18 protein-coding genes and 1 pseudogene are annotated in these 18543 nt (G+C 72.5%); 8 read left to right on the forward strand and 11 right to left on the reverse strand.

Annotation, left to right across the window (positions count from 1 at the left end; genetic code table 11):
* Window position 1: 1 nt before the first annotated feature.
* The 8 genes from GTY47_RS04825 to GTY47_RS04860 form a co-directional block, all read right to left on the reverse strand.
* On the reverse strand, window positions 2–604 hold the full coding sequence (locus GTY47_RS04825) for an SIS domain-containing protein (protein WP_010039181.1): 603 nt from the start codon (window positions 602–604) through the stop codon (window positions 2–4).
* Window positions 604–1821, reverse strand: coding sequence for a glycosyltransferase (locus GTY47_RS04830; RefSeq protein WP_010039182.1), 1218 nt, complete (start codon window positions 1819–1821; stop codon window positions 604–606). The genes GTY47_RS04825 and GTY47_RS04830 overlap by 1 nt, the downstream gene beginning before the upstream one ends.
* Complete coding sequence (locus GTY47_RS04835) at window positions 1818–2768, reverse strand: glycosyltransferase (protein ID WP_010039184.1); 951 nt, start codon at window positions 2766–2768, stop codon at window positions 1818–1820. Before GTY47_RS04835 ends, GTY47_RS04830 begins: the two co-directional genes overlap by 4 nt.
* Window positions 2765–3754, reverse strand: a complete 990-nt coding sequence (locus GTY47_RS04840) for a glycosyltransferase family 9 protein (RefSeq protein ID WP_010039187.1) — start codon at window positions 3752–3754, stop codon at window positions 2765–2767. The genes GTY47_RS04835 and GTY47_RS04840 overlap by 4 nt, the downstream gene beginning before the upstream one ends.
* Window positions 3751–4350 carry an HAD-IIIA family hydrolase gene (locus GTY47_RS04845; protein ID WP_010039188.1) on the reverse strand — a complete coding sequence of 200 codons (600 nt, stop codon included), beginning with the start codon at window positions 4348–4350 and terminating at the stop codon, window positions 3751–3753. Before GTY47_RS04845 ends, GTY47_RS04840 begins: the two co-directional genes overlap by 4 nt.
* A complete protein-coding gene (locus GTY47_RS04850; RefSeq protein WP_010039190.1) occupies window positions 4347–5345 on the reverse strand; it encodes a glycosyltransferase in 999 nt (332 codons plus the stop codon). Before GTY47_RS04850 ends, GTY47_RS04845 begins: the two co-directional genes overlap by 4 nt.
* Window positions 5342–7000 carry a carbamoyltransferase C-terminal domain-containing protein gene (locus GTY47_RS04855; protein WP_010039192.1) on the reverse strand — a complete coding sequence of 553 codons (1659 nt, stop codon included), beginning with the start codon at window positions 6998–7000 and terminating at the stop codon, window positions 5342–5344. Before GTY47_RS04855 ends, GTY47_RS04850 begins: the two co-directional genes overlap by 4 nt.
* 151 nt (window positions 7001–7151) lie before the next feature.
* Entirely contained in the window at window positions 7152–8114 is a 963-nt protein-coding gene (locus tag GTY47_RS04860; RefSeq protein WP_010039194.1) for an NAD-dependent epimerase/dehydratase family protein, read from the reverse strand.
* Window positions 8115–8219: 105 nt separating this feature from the next.
* Between GTY47_RS04860 and GTY47_RS04865 the strand changes: the two genes are divergently transcribed.
* From GTY47_RS04865 to GTY47_RS04895, 7 genes and pseudogenes are all read left to right on the forward strand, one after another.
* Window positions 8220–9023, forward strand: coding sequence for a polysaccharide deacetylase family protein (locus tag GTY47_RS04865; protein ID WP_010039197.1), 804 nt, complete (start codon window positions 8220–8222; stop codon window positions 9021–9023).
* A gap of 93 nt (window positions 9024–9116) precedes the next feature.
* Window positions 9117–10010, forward strand: a complete 894-nt coding sequence (locus tag GTY47_RS04870) for a hydrolase (RefSeq protein WP_010039198.1) — start codon at window positions 9117–9119, stop codon at window positions 10008–10010.
* A gap of 118 nt (window positions 10011–10128) precedes the next feature.
* Window positions 10129–10569 carry a hypothetical protein gene (locus GTY47_RS04875; protein ID WP_010039201.1) on the forward strand — a complete coding sequence of 147 codons (441 nt, stop codon included), beginning with the start codon at window positions 10129–10131 and terminating at the stop codon, window positions 10567–10569.
* Between the two features lie 69 nt (window positions 10570–10638).
* On the forward strand, window positions 10639–11445 hold the full coding sequence (locus GTY47_RS04880; RefSeq protein ID WP_010039203.1) for a helix-turn-helix domain-containing protein: 807 nt from the start codon (window positions 10639–10641) through the stop codon (window positions 11443–11445).
* 103 nt (window positions 11446–11548) lie between these two features.
* Window positions 11549–12064: pseudogene (locus GTY47_RS04885) on the forward strand (methyltransferase); the annotation flags it as partial.
* A gap of 568 nt (window positions 12065–12632) precedes the next feature.
* Window positions 12633–12854 carry a hypothetical protein gene (locus GTY47_RS04890; protein WP_010039210.1) on the forward strand — a complete coding sequence of 74 codons (222 nt, stop codon included), beginning with the start codon at window positions 12633–12635 and terminating at the stop codon, window positions 12852–12854.
* A 111-nt stretch (window positions 12855–12965) separates the two neighbouring features.
* Window positions 12966–13679: a DUF4145 domain-containing protein gene (locus tag GTY47_RS04895; protein WP_040903049.1), complete on the forward strand. Its 714-nt coding sequence runs from the start codon at window positions 12966–12968 to the stop codon at window positions 13677–13679.
* A 1772-nt stretch (window positions 13680–15451) separates the two neighbouring features.
* Here the strand turns inward: GTY47_RS04895 and GTY47_RS04905 are convergent.
* Entirely contained in the window at window positions 15452–15760 is a 309-nt protein-coding gene (locus tag GTY47_RS04905; protein ID WP_010039216.1) for a hypothetical protein, read from the reverse strand.
* 124 nt (window positions 15761–15884) lie between these two features.
* On the reverse strand, window positions 15885–16361 hold the full coding sequence (locus GTY47_RS04910; protein ID WP_010039219.1) for a hypothetical protein: 477 nt from the start codon (window positions 16359–16361) through the stop codon (window positions 15885–15887).
* A 559-nt stretch (window positions 16362–16920) separates the two neighbouring features.
* Here GTY47_RS04910 and GTY47_RS04915 point away from each other — a divergent pair.
* A complete protein-coding gene (locus GTY47_RS04915; RefSeq protein ID WP_231911107.1) occupies window positions 16921–17976 on the forward strand; it encodes a type II CAAX endopeptidase family protein in 1056 nt (351 codons plus the stop codon).
* 144 nt (window positions 17977–18120) lie between these two features.
* Here GTY47_RS04915 and GTY47_RS04920 read toward each other — a convergent pair.
* Window positions 18121–18543: ATP-binding protein (locus tag GTY47_RS04920; RefSeq protein ID WP_010039223.1), on the reverse strand; the 423-nt coding region annotated here is incomplete at its 5' end.

Below are 18543 nucleotides of genomic sequence, written 5' to 3' on the forward strand. Positions count from 1 at the left end.
GTCACCTCCCGCCGTCGCCGTCGCGCCACGTGCCCCGTTCCACCGCCGCGTCGAACGCCGCGCACACCATGTGGACCGCGACCAGGTGGAGTTCCTGCACGGTGGCCCCGGTCGGCGCCTCGACGCACAGGGACTCGTCGCTGCCCGCCATCAGCGGGTTGGGCGCGGGCCCGGTGAGGGCCCACACCCGCACACCGGCCGCGCGGGCGGCGTCCGCCGCGGACAGCAGGTTGGCGCTGGCGCCGCTGGTGGACAGCAGCACCAGGACGTCGCCGGGGCGGCCGTGGGCGCGGACCTGACGGGCGAACACCTCGTCCACGCCGTAGTCGTTGGCGATGGCCGTGGTGCTGGAGGTGTCGGCGTGCAGGGCGAGCGCGGAGAACGGCGGCCGGTCGTCGCGGTAGCGGCCGACGAGTTCGGCGGTCAGGTGCTGGGCCTGGGCGGCGCTGCCGCCGTTGCCCGCGGCCAGCAACCGGCCGCCGCCGGTGAGCACGGCCGCGAGGCGCTCGCCCCACCGCTGTGTGAGGTGGGCCGAGGCGCGGAACGCGGTCAGGGCGTCCTGGAGTTCGTCGCAGTGCCCGGTGACGGGCGGGTGCACGGTCATCACGCCACCTCCTTCTGCTGTGCGGGTCCGGCGAGGACCTGGCGGTGGACCTGCTCCACGCCGTCGGCGACACGCCGCCAGGTGTAGTGGGTGAGGACGCGTTCGCGGCCGGCGCTGCCGTAGCGGCGGCGCAGCGCGTCGTCGGTGAGGAGTTCGCGCACGGCGCCCGCGATCGACTCGGGGTCCTGCGGCGGGACGAGCCGGCCCGTGGTGCCCTCGGCGACGCTGTCGCGGTGGCCGCCGACGTCGGTGGCGACGACGGGCACGCCGCAGGCCATCGCCTCCAGCGGCACGATGCCGAACGGCTCGTAGACCGGGGTGCACAGCACCAGGTCCGCGCTGCCGATCAGGGCGGGCATGCCGGCCGGGTCGACCGCGCCGAGCAGCCGCACCCGGTCGGCCACGCCGGTGCTCCGCGCGAGCCGCCGCAGCCGCCGCGCCTCGGCGTCGTCGGCGAGCCGGTCCGCGGCGGGTCCGCCCGCGATGAGGAGTTCGGCGTCCGGGATCTTGGCGAGGGCCCGTACGGCCTGGTCGTAGCCCTTGCGCGGGACGAGCCGGCCGCAGGCGAGCAGCCGGTGCCGTGCGCGGCGTGCCGGGACGCCGTCGGGCCGTACCCCGGGCCGGAAGTGCTCGGCGTCCACGCCGCAGGGCACCACGGACACCTGCCGGCGCGGCACGCCCAGCTCGGCCAGTTCGTGCACCTCGTCGGTGCAGGTGGCCAGGACGCGGGCGCAGCCGCGGCCGATCTGCCGTTCGATGCCGACGCGTTCGGGCGGGCTGGTGTCGAGCCGGCCCTGGTGGCGGCGCTTGACGGTGCCCAGGGCGTGGAAGGTCTGCACGACGGGCACGCCGTGCGGGTGGGCGCCGATCCGGGAGGCCATGCCGGACATCCAGAAGTGGGCGTGCACCACGTCCGGCCGCTCACGGGCCCAGGCGCGCGCCAGCCAGGCGCCGAAGCCGGGCATGTACGGGAACAGTTCGTCCTTGGGGACGGGCTCGGCCGGCCCCGCGGGCACGTGCTCGACGGCGGCGCCGCCGGGCAGCGGCACCCGGTCGGGCAGGCCGGCCGCGTCACGGCGGGTGTAGACCGTCACGTCGTGGCCCCGCCGCGCCAGTTCCTCGCTCAGGCGGGCCACGTACACGTTCTGGCCGCCGGCGTCGACGCCGCCGAGCGCGGCGAGGGGACTCGCGTGCTCGGACACCATGGCGATCCTCATCGGGCCACCTCCTTCAGCAGCCGCTCCCAGTCGTCCAGGAAGCGGGACAGCCCGTAGCGGGCGAGCGCCGCCGCCCGTGCTCCCTCGCCGACCATGCGCGCGTGCAGCGGGTCGGCGACGAAGTCCCGTACGGCGCGGGTCAGTTCGTCGATCCGGTTGGAGACCACTCCGGCGCCGGGCGGTACGGCCTCGGTGACCTCGGTGGTGGCGAGCGCGACGACGGGCATGCCGAGGTGCATCGCCTCCAGCAGGGACAGGCCGAGGGAGGTCCAGCGGACGGGGTGGACGTAGACGCGTCGCCGCGCCATGGCCGAGTGGAGTCCGGCCTGGGTGAGTTCGTGGGAGCGGCAGCGGTCGGCGGGAATGCCGAGCCGGTCGGCGAGGCCGTCGGTGCCCATGCCGAAGACGTCCAGCGGGGCCGCCTCGGCGAAGGCGGGCAGCAGGTCGGTGCCGGTGGTACGGCCGCGCCGCAGCGGCTCGTTGACGGCGACGGCGGCGCGTTCGAGCTCCCCGGTCCACAGCGGCCCCGGGTCGACGATGCCGTGCTCGATGACGGTGCCGGGCACCGCGCCGGCGTCCCACATCAGCCGGTTGAAGTGCGTGACGTGGACGAGGGTGACGCCGGGGATGTCCGCTGCCGGGTGGCGGGTGTCGGGCACGTCGCCGTGCGGGGCGTTGTGCTCCAGGTACACCAGCGGCGGGCGGCGGCCCAGCCACCGGTCGACCAGGTCGAGTTCGTGGGGGCGTTGCAGCACGACGACGTCGATGTCCTCGTTCCGCAGCCGCTCCGGCGGCACTTCCACGACCGTGTCGGGCCAGTCCCAGGTGCGGGCGCGGCCGAGCCCGTCGGGGCCCCGGTCGGGGGTGACGGGGACGAGGTAGGTGTGCGGGCCCTGCACGAACGCGGTGGTCCACGACCCGTGCACGTGCCAGAGGAGGATCCTCATGTCTCCCCCATCAGCTTCTCGACGGCGGTCACCACGTCGTGCGCGGTGACGGTGTCCAGGCAGGGATGACCGGGCACGGGGCACTCCCGTGCCCTGCTGTCCGCGCACGGGGCGTCCTGGTCGCCGAGCAGCACGTACGGGACGCCGTACGGCCGCCAGCGCTCGGCGGGGACGACCGGGGAGAACAGGGACACCACCGGGATGCCGACGGCGGCGGCGAGGTGGGCGGGTCCGGTGTTGCCGGTGACGACGACGGAGGCGCCGGCGAGGACGCCGGTCAGTTCCGCGGCTCCGGTACGGCCGCCGAGGTCGAGGGCGTGCGCGCCCGCGACGTGCGCGGTCAGGTCGCTCTCCCCCGCGCTGCCGGTCACCACCACGCGGTGCCCGGCGGCGGCCAGTTCGCGCACCGCCTCGGCGCAGCGCCCGGGGCTCCACGCGCGGGCGGGGACGCTGGCGCCGGGGTGCAGGACGACGTACGGCTCCGGGCCGGAGAGCCCGGTGGTGGCGGGCGGCGGGAGCACCCGCGGCCGGCCGTCGTCGGCCGGCGGGAACCCGGCGGCCTCGGCGAGGTCGAGCGCGGCCTCCACTTCGTGGGCGTGCGGGGCGCGGTGGTGGCGCACGTCGAGGAGGGAGCCGGGGTAGTCCTCGCTGTCGGCGGCGATGAAGTCCACGCCGGCCAGGCGCAGCAGCAGGGCGGCCGGCAGGGGTGACTGGTGGAAGGAGGTGAGGACGAGTGCGGTGTCGGCGTCGATGGTGTCGAGGAGCTGGTCGACCTCGCCGCGGCCGACGGGCGGGGGCGTGAAGCCCACCCAGGGCGCGTCCCACACGAGGATGTCGTCGACGCCCGGCAGCAGCCGGGCGGCGGGCGCGCCGCGCGGTCCGCACAGCAGGGTGACGGTGTCGGCGCGGGCGGCGACCGCGCGGATCGCGGGTCCGGCGAGCAGGACGTCGCCGAAGCTGTCGAGGCGGGTGACGAGTGCCTTCACGCGTCCCTCCCCTGCCCCGGGGCGGCCGTGAAGGCCTCCTGGATCGGGCGTTCGTCGGCGAGGACGCGGCCCCTCGGCGGCCCCTCCAGTACGGCCCGGACGGCGGTCAGCAGGTCCGGGGCGACATGGTCCGCGGCCGCGGTCTCCTCGGGCCGGGTCTGGGCGGTGGGGACGAGGATGCCGTGGGCGCCGGCGCGGCGGGCGGCCTCCACGTCGGCGCCGATGTCGCCGATGACGACGAGGTCGGCGGGGGCGGTGCAGATCCGCCCGGCCGCCCACAGGACCATGCCGGGCTGGGGCTTGCGGCAGTGGCAGCCGTCGTCGGGGCCGTGCGGGCAGACGGCGAACACCTCGAAGGGGCCGAGGAGTTCGTCGACGCGGTCGTTGACGCGGCGGACGTCGGCGTCGGTGAGCAGTCCGCGCGCGACACCGGACTGGTTGGTGACGACTCCGGTGCGGATACCGCGTTCGCGCAACAGTCCGAGCGCCTCGCGGGCGCCCTCGACGGGGCGTACGCGGTCGGGGTCGGCGTTGTAGGGGACGTCCTCGACCAGGGTGCCGTCGCGGTCGAACAGCACGGCCTTGACCGGGCTCATCGTGCCACCTCCTGCCAGGAGGGGGCATGGCGGTATCGCAAGGCACCGGTCAGCCGGTGCCAGGTCGCGGCGGGCGGGATGAGCACGCTGGTCGCCACCATGGTCGTCACCTCCTGGCGGGTGCGCGGGCCGGGGGCGATGCGGGCCCGGGCGAACTCCGCCGTGCCGGCCGCCCAGCCGAGCGCGCAGGCCGCGGCGGCCCGGCCGTGTCCGGTGGCGGCGAGGGCGCACGCGGCGACGCCCGCGGTGGTGATCGCCGCGTGCTTGCGGATCCGGCCGCGCGGCGCGACCGCCTTGTCCCACCAGTCGGGTCCGTGCAGATGCCGCATGAGGGCGTCGTCGGCGTTGCCGCGCTGCTGCCGCACGGACACCCAGCGGGAGGCGGGGCGGACGGGGTGGCGGGTGGTACGGCGGCCCTGCCGGATGCGCCAGCCCGCGTCGAGGAGGCGCAGCGCCAGGTCGGCGTCCTCGCGGAAGGCGCGCCGGAAGCGTTCGTCGAAGCCGCCGACCTGCTTGAGCGCCTCGGTGCGGTAGGCCATGTCGGCGGTGATCCAGTGGGCGCGGGCGAGTCCCGCGGTGCCGCGTTCCCAGTCGGTGGGGCGGCGTTCGCCGGGCAGCGGGACGGCGATGACGCCCTGGACACCCGCGATGTCGGGGGACGCCTCGGCGAGGTCCTCCGCCAGTTGGTCGCACCAGTGCGGCCCGATCTGGACGTCGTCGTCCAGGAACACGGTCCACGGCGCGGTCACCGCCCGCAGCCCGGTGTTGCGGGCGGCGGCGGGGCCCCGCCCGCCGCCCGTGAGCACGGTGGTGCGCTCCCGCAGGTCGCCGAGGACGCTCAACGGGTGTTCCAGCTGTCCGGGTTCGGGGTCGGGCCGGTCGTCGACGAGGACGATCTGCTCGGGGAGCGGCCCGGTCGCGGCGGCGAGCGCGGCGAGACAGTCGGCGAGGGTGTCCCGTACCAGGGTGGGGATGACGACGGCGTACGAGGTCATGCCGCTGCCCTCCCCGCGTCGAAGGCCCGCCCGCGGCGGACCGCGTACGGCCCGATGGCCAGCAGGTCGACGGGCGCGGAGCCGAAGCACTCCAGGGCGTCGCGCGGGTCGTCGACCATGGGCCGCCCGGCGGTGTTGAGGCTGGTGTTGACGACCACGGGCAGCCCGGTCCGCCGCTCGAAGGCCCGCAGCATCCGCGCCACCAGCGGTTCTCGCCGGTCCTCGACGGTCTGGATGCGGGCGGTGCCGTCGACGTGCACGACGGCCGGGACGCGGTCCCGCCACCGCTGTGCGACGTCGTGCACGAACAGCATGTACGGGCTGGGCAGCGGGCCGCCGGAGAACAGGTCGGCGGCGCGGTCGGCGAGGACCATCGGGGCGACGGGCCGGAACTCCTCACGGCCCTTGACGTGGTTGAGGCGTTCCAGGTTCTCGGCGCGGCCGGGGTGGGCGAGCAGGGAGCGGTGCCCGAGGGCGCGCGGCCCGTACTCGCTGCGGCCCTGGAACCAGGCGACGACACCGTCCCGGGCCAGTTCCTCGGCCACGGTCTCGGCGATGTCGTCGGGCTTGTCGTAGGGGATCGCCGCCGTGTCGAGCCAGGCGCGCAGTTCGTCGTCGCTCCAGCCGCGGCCGAGGTCGGCACCGGGCATGGGGCCGGGCTGTCCGCTCTCCGACGCGGCCAGGTGCAGGGCTCCGCCGAGGGCGGTGCCGGCGTCCCCGGCGGCGGGCTGCACCCACACGTCCCGGTACGGGCCCTTGGCCGCGATCTTCGAGTTGGCGACGCAGTTGAGGGCGACGCCCCCGGCCATCGTCAGTGCCTCGCCGCCGGCCTCGCGGTGCAGCCAGTGCACGAGCTCCAGCAGGACCTCTTCCAGGACGGCCTGGGTGCTCGCGGCGAGGTCGGCGTGGTCCTGGTTCCAGGGTTCGCCCTTGGCGCGGGGCGGGGCGAAGGCCGGCCAGTCGACGCCGTGGGCGCGGAAGCCGCCGTGGCCGGTGGGGTGGATGTACTGCCGCAACTGCGGCAGGAAGCGCGGGGTGCCGTAGGAGGCGAGGGCCATCACCTTGTACTCGTCGCTGCTGCGCAGGAACCCGAGGTGTTCGGTGAGCTCCTCGTAGACCAGGCCGAGGGAGTCGGGCAGCGCCTGGGTGGCGAGGGTGTCGAGCTTGCCGTCGCGGTAGCGGCCGGCCAGGTGTGAGGCGGCCTCGCCGCGGCCGTCCAGGACGAGGACGGCGCTGTCGGAGTGCGGGGAGGCGGGCCCGGCGGAGGCCGCGTGCGCGACGTGGTGGGGGACGAAGACGACCCGCTCGGGATCGAGGCCGGGCAGGGCCTCGGCGAGGAACTCGGGGGCGCGGCGCGCGTACTCCAGGCGGAGCGGGTCCCAGGGGTCGTCCAGGCCCATGTCGCGGGCCGGCCGGGCGAGTTTCGGGTCGAAGGAGTAGGTGACGGCGTCCAGGTCGCCGGGGCGCAGGCCCGCCCGCTCCAGGCACCAGCGGGCGGACAGCTCGGGCAGCTCCCACGCGGAGAACGGCAGCGGGCGCTTGCCGTGCTTGCGCCGGCTGAAGCGCTCCTCCTCGGCGGCCGCCACCGTCTCCCCGTCGACGACGAGGGCGGCGGCCGGGTCGTGGAACAGGGCGTTGATACCGAGGATGCGCATGGGGGTTCTGCTCCGTCCCGTGGTTCGTGTGGGGGACTACGGTGCTGCCGAGTGCCGCACCTCAGCTGTCTCAAACACTTGGAGCCAGCTGGCAGTGTTTGTTACGATTTGTCACCCTCTGTGGCCTGGCGAGAGACGTGAGGTGACCGGCTCAGGCGGCCACGGACCGTGAGAACCAGCCAATGGTCCGTTCCAGCCCCTCGCTCCAGCCGACCCGGGGGCGCCAGCCGAGCCGTTCCCGGGCCAGCCGGGTGTCGGGGCGGCGCCGGCCCGGGTCGTCGACGGGGCGGTCCACGAACCGGATGCGGGAGGCGGAACCGGTGATCTCCACGATCCGGCGGGCCAGCTCCAGCATCGTGATCTCGTCGCCGCCGCCGATGTTCACCGGCCCGGTCTCGGCGGAGGCGGCCAGGGCGAGCACACCGTCCACGGTGTCGTCGACGTAAGCCAGCGAGCGCGTCTGCCCGCCGTCGCCGGCGACGGTCAGGGGCATGCCGTCCAGGGCCTGCGCGATGAAGGTGGGGACGGCGCGGCCGTCGCCGGTGCGCATGCGGGGGCCGTAGGTGTTGAAGATGCGGACGATGGCGGTGTCGGTGCCGCGCGCCCCGCGGTGGGCGGTGACCAGGGCCTCGGCGAACCGCTTGGACTCGTCGTAGACGCTGCGCGGGCCGATCGGGTTGACGTTGCCCCAGTACGTCTCGCGCTGCGGGTGCTCCAGCGGGTCGCCGTACACCTCGGAGGTGGAGGCGAGGACGAAGCGGGCGCCGTCGGCGTGGGCCCGTTCCAGCGCGTGGCGGGTGCCGGTGCTGCCGACGTCGAGGGTCTCCAGCGGTAGCCGCAGGTAGTCGGCGGGCGAGGCGGGACACGCGAAGTGCAGGACGAGGTCGAACCGGCCGGGCAGCGCCTGCCAGGCCGCCGGGTCGGTGGCGTCGCCGCGCACGAAGCGGAAGCCGGGCCGTCGCTCCAGGTCGACCACGTTGGTGCGGGGCCCGGTGGACAGGTTGTCCAGGCACACCACCTCCGTGCCGGAGTCGAGCAGCCGCGCGCACAGATGGGACCCCACGAATCCGGCTCCGCCGGTCACCAGGGCCCGGCGCCAGGCGTCTCCGCTCACGGGTCTCTCCTCCCACTGGCTTTCACTTGCGTGGCGGCGCGGGTAACCAGACGAGAAGTACGAAACCTATGAACTGTGCGTATACACGCTGTGTATAGTCCCGGCATGCCTTCTCTGACCAAGAAGATTCCGACCAGGAAGACGAAGAAAACGGGGACCGCGTTCCGAACGGCCGGGACGCTCGCGGCGACCGCCGCCCTGGCACTGGCCCTGGGCGGCTGCTCAGGGCCCGACACCACGGCTCCCAGCGCCGTCCGGGCCCGGGCGGCGGCGGACATCCAGGCAGCCCCCTTCGGCACCGTCGACTGCCGTGAGGCCAAGTGCATCGCGCTGACCTTCGACGCGGGGCCGAGCGAGCACTCGGCACGCCTGCTGGACGTCCTGAAGGAGAAACAGGTCCCGGCGACCTTCTTCCTGCTCGGCAAGCGGCACATCGAGAAGTACCCGGAGCTGGTGCGGCGGATGGCGGACGAGGGCCACGAGGTGGCCGGCCACACCTGGGACCACAAGGTCCTCACCCGGCTGAGACCCGAGGAGATACGCGAGGAGCTGGAGCGCCCCAACCAGGAGATAGAGCGCCTCACCGGACAGCGCCCGACCCTGATGCGACCGCCGCAGGGCCGCACCGACGACACCGTGCACGAGATCTGCCGCGAGCTGGGCCTCGCCGAGGTGCTGTGGAGCGTGACGGCCAAGGACTACCGGACGACCGACTCGGACCTGATCACCCGCCGCGTCCTCGCCCAGGCGTCCCGGGACGGGATCATCCTGCTGCACGACATCTACGACGGCACGGTGCCGGCGGTGCCGGGGATCATCGACGCGCTCAAGGAGCGGGGGTACGCGTTCGTGACGGTGCCGCAGTTGCTGGCGCCCGGAAAGGCGGAGCCGGGGAAGGTGTACCGGTAGGACGGCGCAACGCTCCGGCCCGGAAAAGGAGTTGCGGCCGCTGTCGCGCGCCGGGAGGGTGCGGGCACCCCCAGGGCGTTGAAGGGAGATCCGTTGTCGCACTCTGACACCCCGGTCGTCCAGGAGTTCGCCGTGGCGGACCAGGACGCCGGGCCGTACGGCATCACGGCCGGGCCGGACGGAGCGCTGTGGCTCACCCTCGTCCACCGTGGCCGGGTCGGGCGTCTCACCTTGGACGGCGAGCTCACCCAGTACGCGCTGGACTCGCCGTCCTGCCGCCCCACGGTCATCACGCCCGGACCGGACGGGGCCCTGTGGTTCACCCGCTTCGCGGACCACCGGATCGACCGCGTCACGGTCGACGGCGAGACCGGATCGTTCGCCTTGCCGACGCCCGACTGCGGACCCTACGGCATCACGGCGGGTCCGGACGGCGCGATCTGGTTCACCCAGATGAACACGGACCGCATCGGCCGTCTGACGACGGACGGGGAGATCACCGAGTTCGCCCTCCCCGTGACGGGCGCGTTCCCCTCGGCGATCACCCAGGGCCCGGACGGCGCCCTGTGGTTCACGCTCAACCAGGCCAACGCCATCGGCCGCGTCACCGTCGACGGCGACATCCGCCTGTACCCGCTGCCCACCCCGGACGCCGCCCCGGTCGGCATCACCAGCGACGGCACCGACCTGTGGTTCGTCGAGATCGCGGCGGGCCGGATCGGCAAGGCCTCCCCGGACGGCCGGATCGAGGAGTTCCCGCTCCCCGACCGCACCTCCCGCCCGCACGCCATCACCGCGACCTCCCCCGGGGACTGCTGGTTCACCGAGTGGGGCAGCAACCGCATCGGCCGGCTCACCCCCTCAGGCAAGGTCCTCGAACACCCCCTCCCCTCCCCCGACTCCGAACCGCACGGCATCACGACGGCCCCGGACGGCACCGTGTGGGCGGCCCTGGAGACGGGGGCGGTGGCCCGGGTGGCTCCCTAGCCGCAGCGGTCATCGGCCTCTTCCGTCCACGCGTGCCGCGCGACCGCCCGGCTGGGCCGAGTGGGTGAGCAGGGGGCGAGCGGGGTGCCGAGCTGTGGGGAGTCCCTACGATCGTGACGTGGTGAACATCCTGCTCCAACGCACGGTCCCGCTCCCCCTCGACGAGGCGTGGCGGCGGGTCACGCAGTGGCGGCGGCACGGTGAGGTGGTGCCGTTGACGCGGGTCTCGGTGGTGCCGCCCGCGCTCACCGGCCCCGGCACCGTCGTCGTGGCCCGGACGGGTGTCGGGCCGCTGGCCTTCGAGGACCCGATGGAGGTCACGGTGTGGCAGCCGCCGGAGGACGGGGCTCCGGGGATGTGCCGCCTGGAGAAGCGGGGCCGGGTGGTGCTGGGCTGGGCGGAGCTGGAGGTGCGGCCGGGGCCCGGGGGGCGTGCCCGGGTCGTCTGGCGGGAGGAGATCCGGATCCGGCTGCTGCCGTCGCTCTTCGACGGCGTGCTGCGGTCCTCGGCCCGGTACGTGTTCGGCCGGGCGCTGAACCGTTTGCTCAGACGTCCGTGACGCCCCGGCGGCAGCCGGTGCGGAACTTTCGTCCAAGACAGGAGCGGCCGGGTCGGCGACCGTAGGGACATGCGCAGTTACGAAGCGGAGAGCGAGCCCGGCTGGGACGTCGTCCTCCCCCGCGACGGCCTGTCACTCGACGGCGTCCGTATGGCCGGGTTCCGTGAGCGGGCCGCCGCCGGGCTGGACCTGCGGGTGCTTCCGCAACCGGCGGTGGTCGTCGTCATCGGGCTCGGGGAGAGCCCGTTCTCGGTGGCAGGTGCCCGGGGGCACGAGGAGTTGCCGAGCTTCGCCGCCGCACTGACACCCGGCCCGGCCCGGATCCGCGCCGAGGGCGTCGAGTGCGTCGAGATGCGCCTGTCGCCCCGGGCCGCCTATGCCCTCCTGGGCGTCTCCCCGCGCGAGCTGGACGGCTCCGTCACCGGCCTGGAGGGCCTCTGGGGACGGGACGAGCGACAACTGCCGGAGCGGCTGACCGACGCCCCGGCCTGGCAGGAACGGCTCACGCTGGTCGACGAGTTCCTCGCCGGACGGGCCGCGCGGGCACCGGCGATGGCGCCCGAGGTGGCCGCCGCCTGGGACACCATCGTGGCCCGGCGCGGACGCGTGCGGATCGGCGACCTCGCCGCGGCCTGCGGCTGGAGCCGCAAGCGGCTGTGGTCCCGGTTCAGCGCCCAGATCGGCCTGACCCCGAAGCGCGCCGCCATGCTGGTCCGCTTCGACCACGCCGCCCGCGCCCTCACCGCGGGCGAGAACGCCGCCGACGTCGCCCTGGCCTGCGGCTACGTCGACCAGCCCCATCTCCACCGCGACGTACTGACGTTCGCGGGCTGCACGCCCACCGCCCTCGCCGGCAGGGCGACGTCCGCCGGCTGACCGGACGACACCACGTAGGAGAGGAAGACCTGTGACGGACACCCATGCCCCGGCACCGGACATGACCGACCGGGACCTGCTCGTACGGCTCGTCTTCGGCAGCATGGCCGCGCAGACCGTACGCGCGGCCGTCCGGCTGCGGGTCGTCGAGCTGATCGGCGACACCCCGCGCCCGGCAGCCGACGTGGCCGCCGACGCCGGAGCCGAACCCCAGCCCATGACCCGGCTGCTGCGCGCCCTGGCGGGCCTCGGCCTGCTGAGGGAACACAGCTTCGGCACCTTCGCCGTGGCCCCCGCGGGCGCGCTCCTCGACCCGGGCCGCCCCGGCTCGCTCACCTCCTTCGTGCGGATGTTCACCGACCCGGCGATCATCCGCGCCTGGGAGCACCTGGACGACAGCGTCCGCACCGGTGACGTCGCGTTCGACACCGTCTTCGGCACGGACTTCTTCCGCCACCTCGCCCGGCGACCGGAGCTGTCCGCGCAGTTCAACGCCGCGATGAGCCAGGCCACCGCGGAGACCGCCGCCGCGCTGCCGCACGCCTTCGACTTCGGCCGGTTCGGCACGGTCACGGACGTCGGCGGCGGCGGCGACGGCACGCTGCTGGCGGCCGTCATGCAAATGCTGCGCTGCATCCGCGCCACCACCCGACGACCACCACCAGGAGCAGCACCAGGGCCCTGCCCGACCTCGCCTCACATATGACAGCCTCACAGCGCTCCCCGCCCACCAGGGGAAAACAGGGTGTGTGACTCATAGCAGGAGTCGGGTGTCCACGAGCGGCGGCGTCAGAGGACGGTGCCGTGCAGGGCGCGCCGGTCGCCAGAGATCGCGTAGCGGCGGGGGCGAGGCCGTGATCGAGGGGCTCGCCGATCTCCTCGCAGAGCTGGGCGAGGACGTCGGCCGCCTCGGTGTCGGACAGGTGATCAGCTCCGCGACGTCAGCGGTACGGCCGGCGACGGCGATCAGGGCGCGCTGGGACAGGCCGTAGTCGAGCGCGGTCGCGGTGGCCGAGTCGGTGTCTCGCGTGCGAGACGTCTCGGTGCCGGCGCTGACCGCGCCGTGTATCGCGGCGAGGGCGCGGGCGACGTCGAGCAGCCGGTACGCCTGTGCGCGGCTGATGCCGACTCCGCGGCGCAGTACGACTCCCAGCTGCCATGCCTGAGCGGCACCAGACGCGGGCGGCGTGCGCGTCGCGGACCCGAGCGACGAGCACCGCAACGGAGCGCCGGACGTCGTCCATCGCCTCGCGCAGCCCGACCGTCATCTCCCGGGCGCGGGCCGCACTCAGCGGCGGCCGCGCTGGTTCGGCGACGTCGCCCTGGTCCTGGTCGTGCACGCCCATGACTCCATCGTCCTCCGCGTCGGCGGGCCGGACCAGGGTGTGCGAAAGCACGGTGACCTCTGACAGATAATCTTGACTGTTTGCCAGGTGAGTTTGACCGCCCAGCTCAGAGCATGGTGGACCGGGACAGGAAACTCGCTGCCGAATACCCCGGCGGTCCGCTATCCCTGGACCATGACCAGTCTCACCGTTGACCAGAACGGCCTCGTCCCCCCGGGCCTGTGCCCGAACTGCCACCTGAACACCGGCTTCTCGGTCCGAAACTCCGGACTTAGCACCTACATCTGGCCGCATCCTCAGACCGAGCACCCGTCTGTCGAGCATCAGATCAAATACGGGATGCGCACCTGGCTGCGGCAGATTCCCGCCATCTGCGGGCACTGCAGCAAGACCGTGGTCCTGCACCAGCTGATCCGCTTCAACGAAGACGGAAAGACCGGTGATGTGCTTCGGGTGATCCAGGTCTGGCCGGAGCGGCAGCCGCGCGAGCTGCACACCTCCGTCCCGAACACGGTGCGCGACCTGTTCGCGGAGGGCGCGCGGGCGGAGGCCGCCGAGGCATACCGCGCGGCGGGGGCGATGTATCGGGCTGCCGTCGAGGAGATCTGCAAGGACCTCGGCGCCGAGGGCAACAACCTCGCCAGCAAGATCAATGACCTGGTCAACCGGGGCGTCACCCAAGAGATTGTGGAGGACCTCCACGAGGCCCGCTTCCTCGGCAACTGGAGCCTGCACGATGGCCTGGAGTTCTCCGCCGAGGAGGTCGCCGACGTCGCCGGCCTGATCGCCGAGGCCGTCCACATCCTGTACGTGCAGCCCGAGGAGCGACGGGCGATGCGCGACGCCCGCAAGGCGCGGCGCGACGCCTTCGCTGCTGGAAACCCGTAGCCGATCGGGCCCAGGGTGTGCGGGGAGAAAGAAATGCTCTTTATCCTTCCCGACGCCGTCTCGGTGTGCCGGAGCCAAATCCGGAGACTCCTGGCCCCGGCGGGCGAGCACGCCGGGCGGGCGCTCACTCGGGCCAGCGCGCAGGACCCGCCTCCGCGTCCGCATCCTGGGCATCGACTCCCTCGCGACGGAGCAGAGTCCGGGCGCTCCTGCCCGATGCTGGTCCGGGTCCCGGAATGAAACCCTGGCGCGGCCGTCGTCAGGCGCGGAGGAACACTGTGATCTTTTGCGCTCCCCAAACCGGTCAAGATCACTTACCAAACGGACCAAGATCGCATGTCAGGAGCCACACGGGCGCGAGCTGCGCCTCACAACCTCAGGGGAAACGGCCTGTGAGCCTCACAGATCTCACAGCGTGACACACCAGGCCGGGGCGCGAAACGGGCGCGGGTCCGTCAGCCGGGGCGGCGGCCAGCAGGTGGTCAGCGTCGCCTTCGGCCGTGACCGGGCAGGCCAGCCGGGATCGCGTACACGCTGGAACCACTGCTGCTGGGGGCCGACTCCGCCCGCCACCCTTGGGTTAGCGCGGGCGGCACCATGCGCAGCAGCCCTTTCACGGCGGGGCGGGGAGTGGCTGGAGTGCTTATCGGCTCCCCGGACAGCGGGCAGCGCTCCCCCTCCGGCATGCGGTGCTGGGCGAGAGTGTCCTTGTGGGTGATGCGGGCCCAGGTGCCGCAGGCGCACTCGTAGCTGTTCGTCAACTCTCTGCCGGTCACCACCACTTGCCCGGATTTCGGGCGGGAGGCTGCGACACTACAAGCTCCGCGGGCGAGATGACGCTCTACGACACCTCGCGCCCCTGGCACGGTTGGGCAGAAGCGGACACCGGCGCTGTGGACGGCATCATGGTGCAACTGCCCCGCCAACTCCTGCCCGTGCCGCAGGACAAGGTCCGTCTCCTGACCGCGGTGCGGTTGTCCGGCCGAGAGGGTATGGGAGCGCTGCTGGCCGGTTTCCTCAGGCAGATGGTTGCGGATGCCACGTCTGGCGACGATCGACCTGGTGGTAGGCGCGAGATGTCCGGTCGGCCCGGACGGTGCCCGGCGGAATGCCCGGTCGGTGAGGGCCTGTTCGACGGCCTGCCCGTACGGCCAATGCGGCAGCGCCTGAGGCCACGTCCTCCATCCCGGCGGATCAAGCAGCACCGGCCTCACCGCTCGCAGACGCGGTCGACGGCGGCTTCGGCCACGAGCCGGTCTTCACGGGCGTCATCGAGGCTGATCTGCTGGGGGCGACCTGACCGGCGTCGACGAGGTCCTCGCCCCTGAGGGCGATCCCCGTGAGCCGGCCGCGTTGGAGACCGGCGGTGTCCAACAACTGGTAGTCCAGGGTGTGCAGTTCGTCGTCGTGGGCGGAGGGTTCGGCCAGGCGGCGGGTCTTCTCCCACCGGGGGCTGCCGTCGGCGAACGTCAGCGGCAGGGTAACGGCGCGGGCCGATGCCGCGGGCCCGGTCGGCGGCCAGGCGGCCGGCGCGGCCGCCCAACAGACGCTGCACGGTGGCGGCCGGGACGGCGGCGAGCAGGCCGACGCTGTAGATGCCGTATTCGCGCAGCATCTGCGCCTGGCGCGGGCCGATGCCGTGCAGGGCCTCGACCGGCAGCGGCCGGAGCCAGTCGGGACCCTGGTCGGAGCCGACGGCGAGGACACCGCCGGGCTGGTCGAGCTGGCTGGAGGGGCGGCCGCGATGGTGTTGGAGGGGCCGATCCCGAGTTCTATGCGCCCATGCCGTCGATGATGCAGTAGGCGACGTACAGGCCGTACAGAGTGAGGAGCAGGCCGAGGAATCGTGTCCACGCGGGCAGGGTACGGCGCTGATGGGTGTTCCACATGCGCTTCAGGCGCACGACGGCGGAAACGGCACCGAGTGCGGCGATCGCTGTGAACACCCAGAAAAGCACGGGTCGATCACTCGTCGGCGCGTTCTGCACTCCGGCGTTGCCGATGATAAGCAGGAGGTAGGGGGCGATGTACTGAGCCGGGCTGAACTCCCGAACCCTCTCAGAGCTACTGGAATCGATCATGGGATGCCTCCGAAGCGTGGTAGGTGTCGGCATGGACGTGCGCCCCACGGCAGGGGGAACAACCGTGGGGCGCACATGGGTGTTACAGCCCCCGGGGAGGGGCCGCATCAGGTGGAGCGGTACATCACAGGATGATGTCGATGAGCCACTCGATGGCCGTCTTGACGGAGATCGCGCCCCCCAGGGTCAGGGCCTTCTTCACCCAGCCCGGAAGGGAGTTCCACTTCTCCTTGAAGTAGCCCTTGCCCTTCTTCGCCCAGTCCGTCAGCTTCTTCTGCCAGGAGTCGGGCAGCGCCTTGAAGGCCTTCTTCAGCGCCTTCTTCTTCAGCTTGTCCAGCCAGCCCTTGGCAGCGACGTCGTCGCCGGCGTAGACGGCAGCGATCTCCGCCTGGGTGAGGCCTTCTTCTCTCAGGAGCTGCTGGCCCTCAGCGGAGTCGAGATAGCTGACGAACGCCTCATGCGAGGAGAACTCGAACTCCGGGTCGAACTCCTCCGGGGTGACGGAGGCGGCAGCGGCCGTCCGGCGCTGCTCGGTCGCCTGCGCCGCCGTGGTACCAGCGGCACCCAGGGTGAGGGCAGCAAGAGCAGCGACCGCACTCATGCGGATATGCCGACGATTCACTATCGTGGTCCTTCGGGTAAGACGGTGCGGGCGCTGCCTCCCGGTGCACTGATGGCCTGGAAACCGTGTGCGTCGGAAATGGCGGTGCCCGCACCCCCGGGCGTCTGTGCCGGGGGCGGTGAAGAACCTAGCCCTCTTTCGATCATCAGTTCCAGATGTTGAGACGCATATGCCCTGAACCTTTCCTTGCCTCCGGACGGGCACTCAGGAGATTCTTCGCATACCGGACGGACAGATCCGGACGATCTACGGCAAGCTGCCCGGCGGAAAGAACAAACCGGACTGGCTGCTACCGCCACCCCGAAACCTCAGGTTCCGCTCAACTCACGTATATCCCACCGAGTTACTCCCGTGGACAACAGCGTGCGGGGCCCGCGAAAACGTCACACCGGTGCTGGTGGTGGCTTCCGGAACACGGGCGGGAGCGGTCCGCTGTACCGATGTCTCGAAAGGGACCGGAGTATCCACCCCTGGGCTGAGCGGTCACTCCTGCTTCGGGCGGACGCCCCGGCACTCCGCTGTTGGGATGCTGGCGATCATGACAACTGCATCTCCGGACCTCGCCGGCTTCGCGTATCACCGCATGGGCCGCCGCACCAGTCGGCAGCGCTGGTGGCGGCCAGTGCTCGGCAGCGTGCTGTTCCTCCCGAGCTGGCTCGTGCTCGTTCTCCTGCTGTACGCCTTCTCCTACGCCCTCGGAACAGCAGCCGGATACCCGGAACTAGCCGACGGCGGTGTGGACTTAGGCCCACTGCGCAACACAGCACTGGACCTGACGTACCTCGCGGTCGCCCTGCCCCTCATCCTGCTCGCCGTACGGTGGACCGAGCGACGACCTGCCGGCACCCTGTCCTCGGTTACCGGACGACTGCGCATCCGCTGGCTGGCATGGTGCCTGCTCGCCGCTCTCTTCCCCGTGACCCTTCTGGCGCTGAGCACCATCTTTCTGCCGGACGACAGTTCTGCTTCCGGAACGTCCGCGGCATGGGTCGGCTGGCGATCGTTCCTCGTCTCCCTGGCCGTCCTGGCCGTCTTCGTTCCGGTACAGGCCGCAGCCGAGGAATACGTCTTCCGGGGCTGGTTGACCCAGGCAGTCGGCGCCTTCCTGCGCTCCCCGTGGCTTGCCGTACTCCCCCAAGCCGCGCTGTTCGCCACCGCCCACGGCTGGGGCACCACGTGGGGCTTCATCGACCTGCTTGTCTTCGGCCTGGTGGCGGGGTGGCTGACCATCCGCACGGGCGGCCTCGAAGCCACCATCGCCCTGCACGTCCTGAACAACCTGCTGGCCTTCGGCGTCTCCGCCGCAGTCGTCGACGGACTGTCCTCCGACGAGACCGCAGCCGACGCACCCTGGCAACTCGCCCTCGCGGACATGGCAACCGTCCTGCTGTACGCCGCGATCGTGCTGCGAGTTGCCCGTCGCCAACGCCCGCAACACCTCGCACCCCCGGTGGCCACGCCGCCCGCACCACCGGCACCGGACCCGTACCCCCAGCCGTTCGTCACGCCTCCGACCGGCAGGTCCTGCTCATACGACACAGCTTCCGGGCGGGACCGGCCAAACTGCGCCGAGACGCCAAAGAGAGGCATCTGATGGCCCCCCGCGGCGGTGCTGCCACCCCAGGATGAGCAGGGCCAGGCGCTGACCCCGAGCTGATAGGGCGCGCCATGCAGGAAGTGAGCCTGAACACTTTGGCCAGAGGGCTGCCTGGTCTCCCACACTCGCGGCAGCCCAATCTCACCGGTTGAGTTCAAACCAGACCACCTTGCCAGTGCTCAGCCGGGTCGCGCCCCAGCGGTGGGCCAGCCGATTCACCAGGTACAGGCCACGTCCGGCCTCGTCGGTGACGCGGGTCTGCTGCAGCCGAGGGAGTTGCGGCACGTCGTCGCTGACCTCGCAGCGCAGCACGTCCGTGCGCAGCAGCCGCATGGTGACCGGCCGGGAGGCGTACCGCACTGCATTAGTCACGATTTCACTGACCAGTAGTTCCACGGAGTCCGTGAGTTCCTCCATGCCCCAGCGGGTGAGCGCGCGGCGGGCGAGACGTCGGGCCCGGCTGGGGGCCGTGTCATCCGGCTCCAGGAACCAGTAGGCCACGTCGCTGGGTGCGATCCCGTCGAAGCGGGCGGCGAGCAGCGCGATGTCGTCGTCCCGGTCGCC

The organism is Streptomyces sp. SID5464, assembly GCF_009862985.1.
In the GTDB taxonomy this organism is placed as follows: Bacteria; Actinomycetota; Actinomycetes; order Streptomycetales; family Streptomycetaceae; genus Streptomyces; species Streptomyces chartreusis_D.

Bases quoted from the DNA above. Each gene is read 5' to 3' on its own strand.
- GTY47_RS04825 (WP_010039181.1), bottom strand. From the start codon at position 604: ATGACCGTGCACCCGCCCGTCACCGGGCACTGCGACGAACTCCAGGAC.
- GTY47_RS04830 (WP_010039182.1), bottom strand. From the start codon at position 1,821: ATGAGGATCGCCATGGTGTCCGAGCACGCGAGTCCCCTCGCCGCGCTC.
- GTY47_RS04835 (WP_010039184.1), bottom strand. From the start codon at position 2,768: ATGAGGATCCTCCTCTGGCACGTGCACGGGTCGTGGACCACCGCGTTC.
- GTY47_RS04845 (WP_010039188.1), bottom strand. From the start codon at position 4,350: ATGAGCCCGGTCAAGGCCGTGCTGTTCGACCGCGACGGCACCCTGGTC.
- GTY47_RS04850 (WP_010039190.1), bottom strand. From the start codon at position 5,345: ATGACCTCGTACGCCGTCGTCATCCCCACCCTGGTACGGGACACCCTC.
- GTY47_RS04855 (WP_010039192.1), bottom strand. From the start codon at position 7,000: ATGCGCATCCTCGGTATCAACGCCCTGTTCCACGACCCGGCCGCCGCC.
- GTY47_RS04865 (WP_010039197.1), top strand. From the start codon at position 8,220: ATGCCTTCTCTGACCAAGAAGATTCCGACCAGGAAGACGAAGAAAACG.
- GTY47_RS04880 (WP_010039203.1), top strand. From the start codon at position 10,639: ATGCGCAGTTACGAAGCGGAGAGCGAGCCCGGCTGGGACGTCGTCCTC.
- GTY47_RS04895 (WP_040903049.1), top strand. From the start codon at position 12,966: ATGACCAGTCTCACCGTTGACCAGAACGGCCTCGTCCCCCCGGGCCTG.
- GTY47_RS04905 (WP_010039216.1), bottom strand. From the start codon at position 15,760: ATGATCGATTCCAGTAGCTCTGAGAGGGTTCGGGAGTTCAGCCCGGCT.
- GTY47_RS04910 (WP_010039219.1), bottom strand. From the start codon at position 16,361: ATGAGTGCGGTCGCTGCTCTTGCTGCCCTCACCCTGGGTGCCGCTGGT.
- GTY47_RS04915 (WP_231911107.1), top strand. From the start codon at position 16,921: ATGACAACTGCATCTCCGGACCTCGCCGGCTTCGCGTATCACCGCATG.